This is a genomic window from Prochlorococcus marinus str. MIT 1013, from assembly GCF_027359395.1.
Taxonomy (GTDB): Bacteria; Cyanobacteriota; Cyanobacteriia; order PCC-6307; family Cyanobiaceae; genus Prochlorococcus_B; species Prochlorococcus_B marinus_E.
The window spans coordinates 1-17,807 of record NZ_CP114778.1 but is presented as its reverse complement, the minus strand read 5'-3'; the positions used below and the strand labels follow the sequence as shown (position 1 = coordinate 17,807).

Sequence of the window (17,807 nt, the reverse complement as noted above, 5' to 3'; positions counted from 1 at the left end):
AGAGAACGTATTTCATGATTTTCAAGTTACTGCTTCATGTAAGTTTTTCGAATAAAAGGACAAAATAATGAACGAAACTACTCCTTTACTACTTCGTGCCGCTCGCGGAGAGAATGTTGAAAGGCCCCCTGTTTGGATGATGCGCCAAGCGGGAAGATACATGAAGGTATATCGCGACCTGCGTGATAACCATCCAAGTTTCAGGGAAAGATCCGAAAACCCCGATCTTTCTTATGAAATTTCAATGCAACCTTTCAAAGCTTTTCAACCAGATGGAGTAATACTTTTTTCAGATATCTTGACTCCTCTTCCTGGAATGGGAATTAACTTTGACATCGTTGAAAGTAAAGGACCCTTGATAAATGACCCAATAAGAAGCCTAAAGCAGGTTAAAGACCTAAAGCCTCTGCAACCAGAAGAAAGCATGTCTTTTGTTGGTGAAGTTCTTGGGAGGCTAAGAGAAAGCGTTGGAAATAAAGCTGCAGTTCTCGGTTTTGTAGGAGCTCCCTGGACTCTTGCTGCATATGTTGTAGAAGGGAAAAGCAGCAAAAATTATGCAGTTATTAAGTCAATGGCATTCCAAGAACCAGAACTACTGCATCAACTTTTAAATCACTTTGCGGAATCAATTGCAAACTATTTGTCCTATCAAATTGAATCTGGGGCCCAAGTAGTTCAAATGTTTGATTCATGGGCAGGACAATTAAGTCCACAAGATTATGACGAGTTTGCCGCACCTTATCAACAAAAGGTAGTCAATTTAGTAAAAGAAAAACATCCAGATACACCCATGATTTTATATATCTCTGGCAGTGCTGGAGTGCTTGAAAGGATGGGACAAACTGGAGTAGATATAGTCTCTTTAGATTGGACTGTTGACATGGCGGATGGACTAAAAAGGCTGCCTCAAGCAGTAGGAGTTCAAGGAAATGTTGATCCAGGACTTTTGTTTGGTACTCCTGATGCGATTAGATCAAGAATTGTTGATGTCGTCAAAAAAGCTAAAGGTAGAAAACATATTCTTAACCTTGGTCATGGAATACTTCCTGGGACGCCAGAAGACAATGCAAGAGTATTTTTCGAGGCTGGTAAAAATGTCAATGAACTTATAAAAGTTTCATCTTGAAAAACGAAATAATTCTGATCACTGGTGCAAGTGGATGTGTTGGACAATACATAGTAAATTGGCTAATCGAAAACTCAAGTTCAGAATTATTTTTATGGGTTAGAGATCCAAAAAAAATAACTTCAATAAATTTAGAAAACCCAAGGATTAAAATTTTAGTTGGAGATTTGAGACAATCAAATAAGTTCAAGAAAGAACTTTCAGAAGTCAACAGAGTTATTCATACTGCAACTGCTTGGGGTGATCCTAAAAGAGCGAAAGAAGTAAACATTGATGCAGTAAAAAATTTGCTCGACTTACTAAATCCTTCCAATATCAAACAAATTATTTATTTCTCAACTGCAAGTGTTCTTGATAGAAACTTAAATTTGTTACCCGAAGCTTTTACCTATGGAACAGAGTACATACAAACGAAAGCACAATGCCTCAAAGAGCTTGAATCTCATCAGCTTGCAACGAAGATCATAGCTGTTTTCCCAACACTAGTTTTTGGCGGTCGTTTAGACGGTAAAAGTAAATTTCCAACTAGTTATCTGACCAAAGGCCTTAGAGATGCATTGAAATGGATATGGCTAGCAAGATGGATAAAATTATTCTCAAGGTTTCATTTTATTCACGCAGCAGATATTGCTTTCATTTGCGGGCATCTAGCAACCTCTAATTTCAAACCTACACAACTTGTTACTGGCACTAAAATAAAAAAATTCGTTTTAGGGCAACCTTATATAAGTATCGATGTAGTAATTCAGACGCTTCTAAGATGGAAAGGGATGAGTAAAGTCCCTCAAATCCCACTTTGGACTTGGCTTGTTGAACTTTTAACTACATTACTCCCAATTCAAATTACAAACTGGGATAGATTTAGTCTTAGACAAAAACACTTTATACATGAGCCCGTAACCTCTCCTGAAACCTTTGGAGGTATCAGCTATGCCAAAACTCTAAGTCAAGTTTTACATAATTCTGGTTTAACTAAACACTAAAATGGCAAACAGAAGCTAAAGTAGTAAAATTAAAAAAAGAGAAGAATTAATTTCATGATTCGTTCTATTTCAACAGCTTTATTTGCTTTCTTTGCATTCCTTGTAATTGGTGTATCAAATGTGAATGCTTCAACTGTTGAAGTTAAGCTTGGCACCGATGCAGGAATGCTTGCTTTCGAACCAAGCACCCTAAACATAAGCGCTGGTGACACCGTAAAGTTTGTAAACAACAAACTTGCTCCTCATAATGCCGTTTTTGACGGAAATGATGCTCTAAGTCATCCAGATTTAGCTTTTGCTCCTGGAGAGTCTTGGGAAAGAACTTTTAGCACAGCTGGAACATACGACTTTTACTGCGAGCCTCACAGGGGTGCAGGAATGGTTGGAAAAGTCGTAGTCAACTAAATCTCCAAAAGGAATTTATTAAAGATGGGATTTCCCCATCTTTTTTTTTGAAAAAATATATTTAAGAATTCAATCAAAAGCTTTTAGCATAATCTTTTTCTGAAGAGAAATTATAGCAATTTTAAACATCAAAGGATTTATTCTTATTTGCGAAAAAGTATTGATTAGCAATCAGAGTGAGCATTTTAATTTAGAGAAAGCCGCTAATCAATATAAATAATAGGTCTAAAGCAGATCAAACTTAGATATTAAAATTCAACTTATTAGTTACAAAAACTTAAAGTGATCTGACTAATTTATTTTACCAAGTAAAAAGGTCGGTTTTCTTATATTTATATAATCAACAGACTTGAATAGTATTAAAAAGGCAATTATTTTTAAGGATGAAGGTAAATCCTGATGAATTTACTAACTGCGCTTGGCAAGGAATCATTGATGCAAAAGATTTCGCATTAACTAAAAAACATCAGACTTTAGAAACTGAACATCTTCTTTGGTCTCTTCTAAAGAAAAACGAAATTGCAATAAAAGTAATAGAAAGATCGGGCGGAAAAATAAAAATTCTACTCACAGAAATAGAAGATTTTATAAAGAACCAACCAAAAATGCTGAAGGCCCAAGAATCAATTTTCTTTGGCAAAAACATATCTTTATCAATTTCAAGAGCAAAAAATATTAAACAATCATTCAAAGATGATTTCATTTCAAGCGAACATTTAGTGATTTCCCTATTTGATGACGAGAGGGTTTGTTATAGGTTATTTGAACAAAATCAAATACACAAAAAAAGCCTTCTTGAGGCTATAAATGCTATTAGAGGTGACAAAAAAGTGACCCAGAAAAATGCTGAAAATAGCTACGAAGCACTGCAAAAGTACGGCCTAGACCTTACTTCTGCCGCCAGAGAGGGGAAATTAGATCCTGTAATTGGAAGAGATGAGGAAATCCGAAGAACTATTCAAATACTTAGCCGTAGAACTAAAAATAATCCAGTATTAATTGGGGAAGCTGGCGTGGGTAAAACAGCAATTATTGAAGGTCTAGCACAAAGAATTATCAACGGAGATGTTCCTACCTCCCTTGAAGACCGTCAACTAATTTCCCTAGACATGGGAGCACTAATAGCAGGTGCAAAATTACGTGGTGAATTTGAAGAGAGACTTAAGTCAGTTCTAAAAAATGTAACCGACTCAGAAGGAAAAATAATTTTGTTCATCGATGAAATACATACTGTCGTCGGAGCAGGAGCGAGTGGTGGTGCAATGGACGCTAGTAATCTCCTAAAACCAATGCTTGCTAGAGGTGAACTGAGATGTATTGGAGCAACAACCATTATTGAACATAGAGAAAATTTTGAGAAAGATCCTGCGCTGGAAAGAAGATTTCAACAAATACTTGTAAAACAACCCTCAGTCCAAGATACGATTTCGATCTTACGTGGACTAAAAGAAAGATATGAAGTCCATCATGGTGTTCGTATATCTGATAATGCTCTAATAGCTGCGGCGATTTTGAGTGATAGGTATATACCCGAAAGGTTTTTACCTGATAAAGCTATTGATCTAATAGATGAATCAGCCTCACGTTTAAAGATGGAAATAACATCAAAACCAGAAGAAATTGATGAGATTGATAGAAAAATCATCCAACTTGAGATGGAGAAATTATCTTTGGAAGGTGAGTCAGACAATGCAAGTAAGGAGAGACTCGAATTAATTACTAGAGAACTAACATTATTAACAAAAAATCAAATTGAAGTAAACAAGAAATGGGAACAAGAAAAAGAATCAATCGAAGAAATTTCAAAAATTAAAGAAGAGATAGAGAAAGTACAACTAGAAATAGAAAAAGCAAAGAGGAATTATGACCTCAATAAGGCTGCTGAACTTGAATACGGCACCCTTGTGAATTATCAACAAAATTTAAAATCTAAAGAACTTAATTTAAAAAATTCCTCTCAAAATGCCGAGAAATCACTTTTGAGAGAGGAGGTTGTAGCCGATGATGTAGCTGAAATAATTGCAAAGTGGACATCTATCCCAGTTAAAAGACTTGCTCAAACTGAAATTGAAAAATTACTCAATCTTGAATCTGAGCTTCATAAAAAAGTTATTGGTCAAAATAAAGCCGTCCAATCCATATCATCTGCCATACAAAGGTCAAGAACAGGACTTAGTGATCCAAATAAACCAATAGCAAGTTTTTTATTTTTAGGACCGACAGGCGTCGGTAAAACTGAATTATCTAAGGCTATGGCTTCTCAACTTTTTGATAGTGAAAATGCACTAATTAGAATAGACATGTCTGAATATATGGAAAAACACTCGATAAGTCGCTTAATTGGTGCTCCTCCTGGTTACGTTGGTTACGAAGCAGGCGGACAATTAACAGAAGCAATCAGAAGAAAACCTTATTGCGTTTTGCTCTTCGATGAAATTGAAAAAGCACATAAAGATGTTTTCAATGTATTGCTACAGATACTTGACGAAGGTCGAGTAACTGATGGACAAGGAAGAACAACAAATTTCAAAAACACTATTATTATTCTCACAAGTAATTTAGGAAGCGAATTAATCTCTGAAAATGATGTAACTAATAATCCGTCGACAAATATTGATGAACTTATTAATCAAGAACTGAAATCGAATTTCAGGCCTGAGTTCCTAAACAGGCTTGATGAAATAATTAATTTTGAACCACTTAAAAAAGAAACTCTACTTAAAGTAGTCGATTTACAATTAAACCGTTTAAGAGAAAGGTTAGAAGATAAAGGAATCGAGCTTGAAATTGATGATAATGTCCTATCATTGATTATTGAAATTGGATACAACCCAAGCTATGGTGCTAGGCCCTTAAAAAGAGTTATTCAAAAAGAATTAGAAAGTGAAATAGCAAAATATATTCTTAAAGGCAAATATAAAGAAGGAAGCACTATAAAGATTGAAAAAAAAGAATCAAAATTAATTTTCAACTAAAAAACTAGAAACATCAGATTTATTTCAACAAGAAGTCTTACCGAATTAAGGATTGAACCACTCAGGAAGGAAGGTATAACTAGCTGAATTAACATCATTTTCATGTGCTATTGCTTTCCAACAGCAAGATCTACCTTTCTCTCTTGAAAATAATAAATCATTAGCCCATCCCCACACTAATTCAGCAGTTGATTCCATACCAACATTATTCATAACTCTAAGATCTAGTACTTCTTTAGAGTGAAGATCTTTCCATGTTTCAAGAAGAGGATCATCAAAATTAACTAGGAAAGTATGATCAAAATGATCTTTTAACTGCTCTTCCAAAGCTCTCAGACTTGAAAAATCGACAACGAAGCCATTTTTATCAAGTTTTTTTGAAGCAAAGCAAAAGGTAAAGCTTCGACTGTATCCATGAACATAACGACAGTGTCCTTTATGCTTCCATTGACGATGAGAGCATGGATAGTCTTTAAAATGCTTTGAACAATTAAATGGAATATCTTTAATCGTCATAAAAAGATGAATAAAAAACCAATAGAGGATTAAATTTAAATAATTAGAGTTAAAAAGCCTAATTAGCTTAATTAAAAATGCTTTTTGTAGATAATCTTCATTTTGATCAAAACGGCTTGATCCCAGCTATAGCGCAAGATTGGGTCGATGGCTCAATTTTAATGATGGCATGGATGAACAAAGAATCCATTACAAAAACATTAGAATCGGGTGAAGTTCACTATTGGAGTCGTTCAAGGAAAGAACTTTGGCACAAAGGGAAAACGAGCGGACATTTTCAAAAATTGAAAGGAATCAGGACTGATTGCGATTCAGATACAATACTTTTATCAATTGAGCAAATTGGTTCAATCGCATGCCATACAGGAAAAAGAAGTTGTTTCTTTAAAGATTTAGAAACAAATGAAAACGTTCTTTACCCTCCATCTGATGCTTGTAGTGAATTATTCAAAGTCATAGAAAGTCGGAAGAGTAATCCTGAGGAGGGAAGCTATACAAATACTCTTCTAAAGGAAGGCGATAATAAAATCCTAAAAAAGATAGGCGAAGAAACAGCCGAATTTATTATGGCTTGTAAAGATAAAAATCCTATTTCAGTTGCTAATGAGGCTGCAGATCTACTTTTCCATATGCAAGTTTCTTTAGCCCATCAAAATGTTTCCTGGGAAGACGTTCTGAAAGTTTTAGTAAAAAGAAGAGGCGCTCCCAGAAGAAATCAATAGAAAAAGAACCAACGCTCATATTATTTTTTTACTTATAAATAAGTTTCTTTAGTAAAAGACAAAGGATTAAATTAATAAAAAGTCTTGAAAGAGAAAAAAACAAATCAACCGATTTTCTTAAATCTTTTGTAATTTATCGTTTACCTAAAATCAGGAGTAGTGCTTAAAAATAATTTTACAAGACTAAAAAATCCTCAAAGCGTTTTATAGATCACGAAACTACTTTAAAGATCTTATTGACATCAGTGGGTTTTTAGATTTTTTTATTAAAAAATAATTTATTTAAACGCATTTTAATGGTGGCCAGTGAAAAATAAAAAAACTTCTTTTGACTTAATTGACCTAGTAAAGGCATTAAGAATATATAAAGGATAAATAATAAATTCCGAACACTTTATTACGCCTATTGAAAGTAAACAATTTCTCTCTAGGTTGTTAATACAAGGAGGAAAAAATCGTGAGTTCATTAAGCGACTTTCTTGGAGAGATAGGAAGACACGAATTGCTCACACCAGAGCAAGAGCTCACCATGGGTAGAGAAGTGCAAGCAATGGTTGCACTTAATGAACGCTGCCAACGAGCAGGAGGTAATGGGCCCGCATGCGAATATTCAAGCGCAGAAAAGAAAAAACTTAAATCAGGTGAGCGTGCCAAGAATCAAATGATCACAGCAAATTTGAGGCTTGTTGTGAACCTGGCTAAACGATATCAAGGTAAAGGTCTTGACCTTCTTGATTTGATTCAAGAAGGTACCTTAGGTTTAACAAGAGCTGTTGAGAAATACGATCCCAAAAGAGGTCATCGATTTTCAACTTACGCTTACTGGTGGATTAGGCAAGGATTAAATAGAGCGCTGTCAACACAAAGTAGAACTATAAGAATTCCTGTAAACATAAATGAAAAGCTAACAAAACTTCGTGCTGCCAAGTCTCGACTAATGCAAGAACTTGGAGTTCATCCCTCAACTAACCAAATAGCAATACAAATGAAAATCCCTATAGAGGAAGTAGAAGAATTACTTGCATGCGAATTGAGAAGTATCACAGTAAGTTTGCAAGGTGCAGTCAAATCAAAAGCAGATCCATCAGAGCTCGTTGATATTCTTCCAAGTGAGGAAGTTCCTCCTATGGAACTAGCCGAATTAGCAGAAAGAAGTGCTTCTGCTTGGTCCTTATTGGATAAATCAAATCTCACGCCTAAGGAGAGAACGATACTAAGTCTTAGATTTGGCCTAGATGGATCTAACCAATGGAGGACGTTAGCAGAAGTAGCAAGACAAATGAATTGCAGCAGGGAATATTGCAGACAAGTTGTACAACGCGCATTAAGGAAATTGAGAAAGACAGGGATTCAAAGTGGGCTTTTAGAGACAAGTATTTAATTGTGGTTAGTTCAAGAAACTCAAACAAAGAAGTATTTGAAGCAGAAGTACTTGAAAGTTCTGTCATCGATGAGGGAGTACTTAAAAAAATCTTATTAAGAGCAGGCAGAGTCATTGCACAGCCTGCTTTAGAAGGATTTGAACTCATCCTTGACAACTCAACTCCTCCCCAAGTGAGAATATCCATAATGGGAGCACTTACTTATTTAATTGTTCCTGTTGATTTAATTCCCGACTTCATTCCTGCCTCAGGTTTTAGCGATGATCTTGTCGCTCTAACCGCTGTAATTAGTCTTTGGCGACATCACATCACTCCAGAGATGAAATACAGAGCAAGATATAAGCTAGATAAATGGTTTCCTCTATGAGCAAAGAGCGCTGGTCAAAAGACATTGAAAAAGATCTTATACTTCTTATCAAAGATTGGTTGAAGCAGACTGGTAGAACACAATCAGAACTTTGCCAAACTCTTAATCTCTCTTCAGCAAGAATGCCAACTTTAATTGAATCTTTAAAAAAAGATTTTAACTCTGGTGGAATTCCAAAAATTGCTAATCGACTTTGTGAAGTTGAAGAGTTATGGACAAACGGTGAAGAACGGAAAACAAAGAAGAGCTTTGAATTAAATTCTTCTGGACAACTTGATCTTCTTGACGAAATTTGTGAGGATCTTTCAAAAATTAATTTCAATAAATGATTTTTACAAAACTATTAAAAAAAATTTGAATTTTTTTTTCATAAAATTAAGAGCGTTTTTTTTAATTACTTTTTGTTGCACATTTTTATATTTAAGTTTGCCAAAAGAGCTCAATGCTATTGAAGCAGATTTAGGGGGAAATCTTTTTAAACACAACTGTGCTGGATGTCACATTAATGGCGGGAACATAATCAGAAGATCAAAGAATTTGAAGATTTCATCATTAAAGCGTAATGGAATTAACAATCCAGAAGCTATAGCGAAGATAGCAAGACAAGGGGTAGGAATAATGAGTGGTTATGAAGATGTGCTAGGAGATAATGGCGATAAAATTGTAGCCAATTGGATCTGGGACCAAGCTCAAAAAGCTTGGGTCCAGGAGTAAATTTCGAAATCAGTCCATATCCCCTCTCTCCAGTAAACGTCCTCTTTGATAAGACTTCTTATATATTCAACGTCCCCAGATTTAAATATGCCAAAAACATATCTATTACATTTTGTCGGTCCTAAAGTTATTAATATACCTTTTTCCTTAAGTAATGAGAGCCTTTGAAGATGCTCTTCCCTAAAAGGTGTTCTCTTTATTAGAGCATCTTCACAGTAAGACCCCCAAAGGACAAATTGATCCATGGCTTTCAAGTTAAATAAAGACAATACTTCTAAAGATAAAACATAGAAAAAAATTCAATATTCAGCTTGATCTGTTGCTATTTAAAAAAATATTAATTAGTTGCGGCTCTTAGTTCTCTACAAAAAGAACCAGCTTCTTCGACTTTCATTTCGATCGAGGCATTAGCAATTCTTTTAACTAAAGCACTACCAACAATTGCGCCATCAGCGCCCCATTCCTTAACTTGTTCAATATGTTTTACTTCTGAAATTCCAAAACCCACAGCAATTGGACTGGATGAAGAATCTTTTAGTTGTTGCACAAGAGATCCTACATTATCCTCTAATGACGACCTTTCTCCAGTTACCCCAGTAACACTTACAAGATAAGTAAATCCATTAGAAGTCTCTGCTATTTTTTTCATTCGATCCTTGGGGGTTGTAGGAGCAACAAGTAAAACCAAATCAATTTCCTTAGATTCAGCTATATCAGAAAGTTTTTCTGCTTCCTCAAAAGGAAGATCTGGTACGACAAGTCCTGAAACACCTACTTTCGAAGCTTGCAAGCAAAATTCTTCCATACCTTTATTAATAAGTGGATTTGAGTAAGTAAATAAAATTATTGGTATTGTCAATTGATCTCTCAATTCAGACAACATTTTAAAAACCCTGTCAGGAGAAGTTCCTGTAGATAGAGCTCGAGAAGCTGCTAATTGAATAATCGGTCCATCTGCTAAAGGATCACTGTATGGAATGCCTAGCTCAATCATGTCAGCACCATTTGCCTGAAGTTCTAACAAAATCTTTGCTGTAGTTTCCAAATCAGGGTCACCTGCCATAAGGAAAGGCATTAATGCAATTCTTTTCTCCTTTTTAATTTTGGTAAAAGACCTACTGATATTTGTACTTTTCAATGTTCTAAGTCTTGGGTATCTATCTTTTTTATCATTTTTGTATCCCTAAGAGTAAGAAATTATTGAGATTTAGTAATTAAAACTTAAGTTTGTTCAATACTTTCTTCCTCAACAGTTTTTAGTAATTCAATTTTTTCTTCATCCGTCATAGCCTCAAACTTTTCTCTGATTTTTTCATCAGTCAATTTTTCATAAGCCTCTCTATATCTTTTACGTTGCTCCATAAAAGTCATATTTCCAGAAAAAACCCTGAAAAGGTAAGAAGCTGTCCATGCAAAGATAATTAAAATTAATATTGACTGTGCAGCAATACCAGCTGATATTGATTCAAATCCAAGTAACTGAAACACTTCATATCCCAAGCCGCCTAAAACAAAAACAATCAAACCTATTTGAAAAACCTGTGCTCTTGTCAAAGTTCAAGACTCCTCTTTTCCATTCATTCTTAAATTAAGAAACGGTGCAAACAAAACCATTCCTGGAAAGAAAAGAAACACAAGTCCATATATAAAAAGTCGTTCTAACTTTCCCATAACATTCCAACGATTATTCATCCAATAAAAAAGAAATAAAGGAGCCACCAATAAATACATCCCTCCTAATACCGCATAGGCAGATAATGTAATTATCGGATTAACAGCTCCCATTAATCCAAAAGGGATTAAGCACACAATCAAGATAGATAACATCATGGGAGTGGGGGGACTTGAACCCCCACGGCCAAAAAGCGGCCAACAGATTTTAAGTCTGGTGCGTCTACCAATTCCGCCACACTCCCCAGTGATAGCAAGGATTGTCACAATGCTAGAGATTCAACTCTAAGCCATTTATATATTAGCGTAAACGTATGTGCTTAAATCAGTACTCTTAAGAATATCTAGAGTTAAATAATTATTGGAGGAATCATTCACCAATCTCACTAAGCATCTCCTATTGCCCATTTAAGAGTTTCTCCTGAATGAAATGGTTTTACAAAATCATTGGGGTCACCCCTTAGTCCAACGTCAATCATTTGAGGTACGGAAATATTTTTTTTAACTAAAGTTATTCTCTCTGTGTTTAAAGGTAATCCGTAAAAAGTTGCTCCATTAATACTTGAAAAGGCTTCAAACCTATCTAGCGCATTTTCTTCTTCGAAAACTTTTAAATAGCTTTCCAAAGCGAAAGGGGCATTAAAGATTCCTGCACATCCACATGAGCTTTCCTTAAATCTACGGGTATGAGGTGCTGAATCAGTTCCAAGGAAAAAGCAAGGTTTACCGCTAGTAGCCGCTTGTCTTAGTGCAATACGATGAATTTCACGTTTAGCTGTGGGTAAGCAATAAAAATCACTCCTTAACCCACCATTGAACATTGCGTTTCGATTAATATGTAGATGATGAGGTGTGATTGTAGCGGCTATATCAAACTCACTGTTTTCTACAAAGTCAACTGCATCGATGGTCGTGATGTGTTCTAAAACTACTTTAAGTGATGAAAATCTTCGTAATAATGGTTCAAGGTGACGTTCAATAAAAACAGCCTCTCTATCAAATACATCAACATTGAAATCGGTCACTTCTCCATGAATCAATAATGGCATACCAATTCTTTCCATCGTCTCAAATAAATTGTCGATTTTACTTATATCTGTAACTCCATAAGAGGAATTAGTTGTCACATTAGCTGGATAGAGCTTTGCCCCATGGAAGACACCTTCTCTAAAGCCTCTCTCTAAGACCTCCGCAGACATATCATCTGTAAGATATGCTGTCATTAATGGGGTAAAAGAAACACCTTCAGGAATAGACTGGATAATTCTTTTTTTATACTCTTGTGCTTGGTTTAAAGTAGTTATTGGCGGATCAAGATTAGGCATGATTATTGCACGGCAAAACACAGCTGCTGTATGACTTAAAACACCTTTAAGAATCTTTCCATCTCTCAAATGCAGATGCCAATCATCCGGCTTTAATAATGAGATTTGATTAACAGAAGCAATCACAGGATTAAAGCTTTTTCAATGTATATCTTATGCAACCTTGATCTATAAGTCTTCAAGTATCGATAAAGGGCTAAGATATTAGGATAATACCAAATGGAAATAATATAAATTAATTCACTAATTTAGTTTTTCAATAAATTACTCAATTATGTCATCAATATTATTGTCATTTTTAGAGCTTATTACTGGGATACTTTTACTTTTTAGCGGTGGAGAGTTCTTTATTCAAGGATCTGTAGCTTTAGCCTTAATCCTTCGGATCCCTCAACTAGTTATTGGTTTAACGATAGTATCTCTCGGGACAAGTGCACCTGAACTATTTGTGAGTGTTAACTCCTCCCTCTCTGGATCAGATAGTCTAGCTTTGAGCAACATTGTTGGCAGCAATATTTTCAATGTGATGGTGGTTCTCGGAGGAAGTGCACTTTTACGACCTTTAAGAGTTGAAAGTCGTCTTGTAAGGAGAGACATTCCTCTTCTTTTAGCAGTCTCAACTGCCGTTTGGGGGATGGCCGCTTCAGAGCTGATAACTTGGCAATTTGGAATAGCTTTGATAGTTGCGCTAGTAATTAATACCACTTGGGAAATTCGCACAGCAAGAGAGGAACCTCAAAAGACCCAAGAAGCAGAGCCAGAAATCAATATAGAAAAAGACTCAACAAGTTTATTAAATGCAGGCATGAAATTATTAGGTGGTATTTTCTTGCTAACTCTTGGATCACGGCTGTTAATAGAAGGCGCAACTACAATTGCAGGATTATTAGGGGTAAGCGAAGCTATCATTGGGTTAACGGTAGTTTCGCTGGGCACCTCTTTACCTGAGTTAATCACTTCATTAGTGGCCGCTATTCGTGGTCAAACTGATCTAGCAATAGGCAACGTAATTGGAAGCTGTTTATTAAATCAATTACTAGTTTTAGGTAGCTGTTCTATATTATCTGGAGGCAGTGGTTTAGTGGTTGAGAATTTACTAATAACTAAGGATATTCCTATCATGGTAATTACTACACTTGCGTGCATGCCAATTTTCTGGACAAAAGGAATAATAAGTAGAGGAGAAGGTGGAGTTTTAGTAGGATTGTATATGCTTTACATTGCAGATAAAATAATACCTCTAACTCTACCAACTTTACATTCAGAATTCAAAGAATTAGTTTTTATAGCTATCTCATTATCAATATTAATAATTATATATAAGACAATTGCTTACTGGTTAAGGCTAAGAAAAAGTTCTAATAACTAATGCCTGTATAAAATTATCTCATTGTCACGAATTCCTCGGCTATTGTAGGATGCAATGCCATTGTATTATCAAAATCAGATTTTTTAGCTCCTAGCATTAGTGAGATTGATGCCATCTGAATAATCTCAGATGCATTTTCACCAATCATATGACATCCTAAAACCTTATTATTATTTTTATCAACTATTAGCTTTAAAATACATTTAGAGCCAGTCTTTGGCAATGATTTAGATAAGGGTCTAAATATTGATCTATATACTTTAATGTTATTTTTACCAATCGATTGGATAGCCTTCTCTTCAGTTATGCCCACAGAAGCTATCTCAGGCTGACTAAATACAGCATAAGGAACAAAATCATAGTTAACCTTACGATCCGATGCGCCATAATTCCTATCAGCAAACTTTCTACCCTCATCAATTGCGACAGGTGTCAAGTTGATCCTGTCAGTTACATCTCCAATAGCAAATATATTAGAAATATTTGTTTTACTTTCACTATCAACTTTAATTTTATTTTCAAGAATTTCTATGCCCGCTTGTTCTAGCTTCAACCCCTCTAAGAATGGCTCTCTACCAGTAGCAAAAAGCAATCCATTCGAGTCAAGCTCTTTACCTGTATTTGTTTTTATAGTTAAAAATCCAGGAGTTCCTTTTACTGAAGAAGCATTCTCACCAAATCTTAGGTTGATTCCTTTATTTTTCATTGCCTCGGTTAATGCTGAAGAAAGTTCGAAGTCAAATCCTCTCAAAATTCGATCACCTCTTACTAATTGAATAACTTCAACACCTAATCCCTTCAATATGCATGAAAATTCGCAAGCAATATAGCCTGCGCCAACAATTGTAATTTTTTTCGGAAAGCTTTTAAGAAGAAACATATCATCACTTGTCCAACCTAGAGATGCTCCATCGATACTTGGTCGTTTAGGTCTCCCCCCTACTGCAATAAGAATTCTTTCGCCATAAAGTTCATTTAGAGTCTCTCCATTTTTTCGATTTTTTATAGAAATACAATTTGAATTTCTAAACTCACCCCATCCTTTAAAAAGCTCAACATTAGCCTTATTTAAAAAATTCTCATGTAATTCATTCAGCCTTCGCACTTCCTTTCGAACATTCGCTAACAAAACCTCTGACTTGATCTTTAAATTATCAAAATCAAAGCCATAAGATGGTGCGGCAAACAAACTCTCTAAGAGAGAAGACCCACACACTAATAATTTTTTAGGAACACAACCTCTTATCACACATGTTCCTCCAACAAGATCACCTTCGACGATCGCTACGGATGCTCCATAACTGGCTGCTTTCTTTGCTGCAGCCAATCCACCGGATCCTGCCCCAATGACAATTAAATCAAAAGACCTTTTCAATTTTGCAACCTAGTATTATTCCCTTATTCTCGTTGAAATAAATGAATCCAACCAGAAATGCAATGAGTTGGGAAGAATTAGCAATATATGCGTCTGATCCAATTGATCAAATCAACGGGTTGAATAATCCATATGCCTCATTTCGTCTTTTTAATAAAAATACATCCGAGGCAATTGTTACTCTTTACAGAGATAATCATGCTTGGTGTCCTTATTGCCAAAAAGTATGGCTTTGGTTAGAGCTTAAGAAAATTCCTTACCGGATTAAAAAAGTCACAATGCGTTGCTATGGAGACAAAGAAAGATGGTATTTAAAAAAAGTACCCTCAGGAATGCTCCCTGCAATAGAAATTGAAAATCACGTAATCACAGAAAGCGATGAAATCTTATTTGTGTTAGAGGAAATATATGGACCTTTAGGTCAATCGCTAAATGAAAAGAAAGTTTTAGAACATAGAAGACTAGAAAGAGAATTATTCGCATCATGGTGTAATTGGTTATGTCGTAACTCTCTTTTCCAAGCCCAAGAAGAACAAAAGAAAGAGAATTTCAAAAATGTTGCAAAAAAATTTGAAGAAGAACTACAAAAGAATGCTTCAGGATGGCTCACACCAATCTCAACAGAAAATGGTGAAAAGCCTGGGTCAGCAGATGTTATTTTTATTCCATATGTTGAAAGAATGAATGCCTCATTGGCTTACTACAAAGGATATTCATTAAGAGAGGAGCACCCTTCAATAAATACATGGCTTAAAAATCTTGAAAGACTTGAGGAATACAGAGGAACTCAAGGAGATTTTCACACTCATGCCCATGATTTACCTCCTCAAATGGGAGGTTGCTTTACTTATTCAAATACAAACCAAAAATTATTTGCTCATGAAATTGACATCGGTTCTGGATTAGGAGAATTAGAGTTAATAGATTTCAAAGTTGCTGAAAGATCAGAACAAAGATTTGAAGCACTAGCTTTAGAAAGAGTAATTAAACATAAAGAAAGAATCATTGCTGTTAGTCCAATGAAAAATAAATTTTTTGATCAGCCATTGAGAGCAGCCTTAACTTCTTTAATTTCAAAAGAAAATTGTCCTCCAGAGGAGAATAGTGCCTCTGCTTTACGATATCTCCGAGATAGAATTTCAGTCCCTAGAGATATGCCTTTATTATCAGGGAGATTGCTTAGGCAAGCTCTTGAACGCACAGCTAGTCTTGATGGTAGTGATCAAGGTCCTATAATACCTACGAGAAATAGACTAGATCAAAATCCTATACAATTTAATTAAAAAAATAAAATTTCTCTCACTATAATATTCAAATTCAACGACGTTTCCTTGAATCGATTTGAAGAAGATCCTTTACTTTTTGAACTTGACTTGCTAATTGTGGATCACTTGAAAGTTTCTTTTCTACTTGTTCAATGGCATACATAACAGTTGTATGATCTTTACCACCAAAAGATTCTCCAATACGAGGAAGACTTAAATCAGTACCATGTCGCATTAGATACATGCCAACCTGTCTTGCCTGGCTAACAGGTCTACGTCTACTAGGACTACGCATTTCTTCCTCTGTGACTCCAAAAACCTCGGCTACTTTTTCCAAGACTTGTTTAGGTTTAACTTCAACTCCTTGTCCTGTAGGATCCAACATAGGTGCTACTGATTCGACTGTCATTGGCAACCCAGTTATAGAAGCAAATGCGACAGCACGAGTAAACGCTCCCTCTAACTCTCTAATATTAGAAGTGAATCTTCCAGCTATAAACTGAATCAAATCTCTTGGCAGCCGCATCCTTTCATGTTCAGCTTTCTTTTGTAATATTGCCATTCTCGTTTCTAAATCGGGGGCTTGGATATCTGCAATTAGTCCCATAGAGAATCTTGAAATCAATCGTTCTTGCAAACGAGGTATTTGACTTGGAGGTCTGTCACTTGTAAGAACAATTTGCCTCCCTGCCTCATGTAAAGCATTGAAAGTATGAAAGAATTCCTCCTGTGTATATTCTTTCCCCTCTATAAATTGAATATCGTCAACCAATATCAAATCAGCTTCTCTATACCTATTTCTAAAAGCTTGCATTCCATCTTTTCTGATCGCAACTATTAAATCATTCGTAAAAGTCTCGGTAGAAACATATGCAACCTTTGCACCTGGATCTATTTCTAATCTGTAATGACCAATAGATTGCATGAGATGAGTCTTACCTAAGCCGACTCCACCGCAAATAAATAATGGATTAAACTCACGGCCAGGAGACTCGGCTACTGCCATTGCTGCAGCATGCGCCATTCGACTATTGGGACCTACAACAAATCTATTAAAAACATATCTAAGATTCAAACCAGGTAAAATCTTTTTTAATGGGGCTTGCTTTGATTTCACCTCTGAATTATCTCTAGCAACAATCGAATTATTTTCTAGATTTGAAAAAGGCTTTTTCTTATTGCTTTTGTTTGATGAGAATTCTTCTTTAACTTTTATATAAACTTTAACTTTATTGCCACATATTTCTGATGCAATCTCTTCAATTGTATGAGAATAATTTTTCCTTAACCAATCACTTGAAAAGCTATTTGGAGCAAGCAATGTTAAGCAGCCATCTTTGAAATCAAAAAATTCAGCTGGGCGTATCCATGTTTCATAAGAAGGCTTACTTAAATTCTCTTGCAGTAATTGCTGCACCTTATTCCATAGCTCATTCCGAGTTGGCACAGGCGTTAACTGATGGAATATGATTTTACCTAAAAACGTTAATCAGTCATTGTAAAATTTGGGAATCCAATTGTAAAAATCCAGTCGTAATAGCCCAAAAAGCAATTGCCGCTATGGATTAGAAAAATGAAAGCAAATATAGATTTATTTTTTAAAGAGAAAAAT

The 17,807-nt window shown here is 35.3% G+C and carries 19 protein-coding genes and 1 tRNA gene; 11 read left to right on the top strand and 9 right to left on the bottom strand.

What is annotated here, in order from left to right; genetic code table 11:
• The first annotated feature begins 67 nt into the window (after window positions 1-67).
• From hemE to clpB, 4 genes are all read left to right on the top strand, one after another.
• Window positions 68-1,126 (top strand): uroporphyrinogen decarboxylase, encoded by a 1,059-nt coding sequence (hemE, locus tag O5633_RS00100; protein ID WP_269609963.1) that lies wholly within the window; start codon window positions 68-70, stop codon window positions 1,124-1,126.
• Window positions 1,123-2,109, top strand: coding sequence for an NAD-dependent epimerase/dehydratase family protein (locus O5633_RS00095; RefSeq protein ID WP_269609961.1), 987 nt, complete (start codon window positions 1,123-1,125; stop codon window positions 2,107-2,109). The genes hemE and O5633_RS00095 overlap by 4 nt, the downstream gene beginning before the upstream one ends.
• A 54-nt stretch (window positions 2,110-2,163) precedes the next feature.
• The gene (gene petE, locus O5633_RS00090; RefSeq protein ID WP_269609960.1) at window positions 2,164-2,514 is read left to right on the top strand and encodes a plastocyanin; all 351 of its coding nucleotides are present in this window, start codon (window positions 2,164-2,166) and stop codon (window positions 2,512-2,514) included.
• Between the two features lie 383 nt (window positions 2,515-2,897).
• Window positions 2,898-5,489 (top strand): ATP-dependent chaperone ClpB, encoded by a 2,592-nt coding sequence (gene clpB, locus O5633_RS00085; protein WP_269609959.1) that lies wholly within the window; start codon window positions 2,898-2,900, stop codon window positions 5,487-5,489.
• A 45-nt stretch (window positions 5,490-5,534) separates the two neighbouring features.
• Here the strand turns inward: clpB and O5633_RS00080 are convergent, their stop codons facing one another.
• The gene (locus O5633_RS00080; RefSeq protein ID WP_269609958.1) at window positions 5,535-6,005 is read right to left on the bottom strand and encodes a 6-carboxytetrahydropterin synthase; all 471 of its coding nucleotides are present in this window, start codon (window positions 6,003-6,005) and stop codon (window positions 5,535-5,537) included.
• Between the two features lie 77 nt (window positions 6,006-6,082).
• On the opposite strand from O5633_RS00080, the gene hisIE reads away from it, so the two are divergent.
• From hisIE to O5633_RS00055, 5 genes are all read left to right on the top strand, one after another.
• On the top strand, window positions 6,083-6,727 hold the full coding sequence (hisIE, locus tag O5633_RS00075) for a bifunctional phosphoribosyl-AMP cyclohydrolase/phosphoribosyl-ATP diphosphatase HisIE (RefSeq protein WP_269609957.1): 645 nt from the start codon (window positions 6,083-6,085) through the stop codon (window positions 6,725-6,727).
• A gap of 457 nt (window positions 6,728-7,184) precedes the next feature.
• The gene (locus tag O5633_RS00070) at window positions 7,185-8,108 is read left to right on the top strand and encodes a sigma-70 family RNA polymerase sigma factor (RefSeq protein ID WP_269609956.1); all 924 of its coding nucleotides are present in this window, start codon (window positions 7,185-7,187) and stop codon (window positions 8,106-8,108) included.
• 2 nt (window positions 8,109-8,110) lie between these two features.
• Complete coding sequence (locus O5633_RS00065) at window positions 8,111-8,476, top strand: YkvA family protein (protein ID WP_269609954.1); 366 nt, start codon at window positions 8,111-8,113, stop codon at window positions 8,474-8,476.
• On the top strand, window positions 8,473-8,805 hold the full coding sequence (locus O5633_RS00060; protein ID WP_269609953.1) for a hypothetical protein: 333 nt from the start codon (window positions 8,473-8,475) through the stop codon (window positions 8,803-8,805). The genes O5633_RS00065 and O5633_RS00060 overlap by 4 nt, the downstream gene beginning before the upstream one ends.
• Window positions 8,806-8,818: 13 nt before the next feature.
• Window positions 8,819-9,190, top strand: coding sequence for a c-type cytochrome (locus O5633_RS00055; protein WP_269611360.1), 372 nt, complete (start codon window positions 8,819-8,821; stop codon window positions 9,188-9,190).
• Here the strand turns inward: O5633_RS00055 and O5633_RS00050 are convergent.
• The 6 genes from O5633_RS00050 to pyrC all read right to left on the bottom strand — a co-directional run bounded on the left by O5633_RS00050 (window position 9,166) and on the right by pyrC (window position 12,312).
• Window positions 9,166-9,435, bottom strand: coding sequence for a YciI family protein (locus O5633_RS00050; RefSeq protein ID WP_269609952.1), 270 nt, complete (start codon window positions 9,433-9,435; stop codon window positions 9,166-9,168). The two genes, O5633_RS00055 and O5633_RS00050, sit on opposite strands and share 25 nt — an antisense overlap.
• Before the next feature lie 92 nt (window positions 9,436-9,527).
• The gene (gene trpA / locus O5633_RS00045; RefSeq protein WP_269609951.1) at window positions 9,528-10,328 is read right to left on the bottom strand and encodes a tryptophan synthase subunit alpha; all 801 of its coding nucleotides are present in this window, start codon (window positions 10,326-10,328) and stop codon (window positions 9,528-9,530) included.
• Window positions 10,329-10,411: 83 nt separating this feature from the next.
• Complete coding sequence (locus O5633_RS00040; protein WP_269609950.1) at window positions 10,412-10,744, bottom strand: DUF3007 family protein; 333 nt, start codon at window positions 10,742-10,744, stop codon at window positions 10,412-10,414.
• A 3-nt stretch (window positions 10,745-10,747) separates the two neighbouring features.
• Window positions 10,748-11,020 (bottom strand): NAD(P)H-quinone oxidoreductase subunit L, encoded by a 273-nt coding sequence (ndhL, locus tag O5633_RS00035; protein ID WP_269609949.1) that lies wholly within the window; start codon window positions 11,018-11,020, stop codon window positions 10,748-10,750.
• Window positions 11,020-11,106, bottom strand: a tRNA-Leu gene (locus tag O5633_RS00030). Before O5633_RS00030 ends, ndhL begins: the two co-directional genes overlap by 1 nt.
• A 141-nt stretch (window positions 11,107-11,247) precedes the next feature.
• On the bottom strand, window positions 11,248-12,312 hold the full coding sequence (gene pyrC / locus O5633_RS00025) for a dihydroorotase (RefSeq protein WP_269609948.1): 1,065 nt from the start codon (window positions 12,310-12,312) through the stop codon (window positions 11,248-11,250).
• A gap of 148 nt (window positions 12,313-12,460) precedes the next feature.
• Here pyrC and O5633_RS00020 point away from each other — a divergent pair, with 148 nt between their 5' ends.
• Window positions 12,461-13,555: a calcium/sodium antiporter gene (locus O5633_RS00020; RefSeq protein WP_269609947.1), complete on the top strand. Its 1,095-nt coding sequence runs from the start codon at window positions 12,461-12,463 to the stop codon at window positions 13,553-13,555.
• 13 nt (window positions 13,556-13,568) lie between these two features.
• On the opposite strand, the gene gorA is transcribed toward O5633_RS00020, so the two are convergent.
• Window positions 13,569-14,930, bottom strand: a complete 1,362-nt coding sequence (gene gorA / locus O5633_RS00015) for a glutathione-disulfide reductase (RefSeq protein ID WP_269609946.1) — start codon at window positions 14,928-14,930, stop codon at window positions 13,569-13,571.
• Between the two features lie 41 nt (window positions 14,931-14,971).
• Between gorA and O5633_RS00010 the strand changes: the two genes are divergently transcribed.
• Entirely contained in the window at window positions 14,972-16,213 is a 1,242-nt protein-coding gene (locus tag O5633_RS00010; RefSeq protein ID WP_269609945.1) for a glutathione S-transferase family protein, read from the top strand.
• 34 nt (window positions 16,214-16,247) lie between these two features.
• Here the strand turns inward: O5633_RS00010 and dnaA are convergent, their stop codons facing one another.
• Complete coding sequence (dnaA, locus tag O5633_RS00005; protein WP_269609944.1) at window positions 16,248-17,642, bottom strand: chromosomal replication initiator protein DnaA; 1,395 nt, start codon at window positions 17,640-17,642, stop codon at window positions 16,248-16,250.
• Window positions 17,643-17,807: the final 165 nt, after the last annotated feature.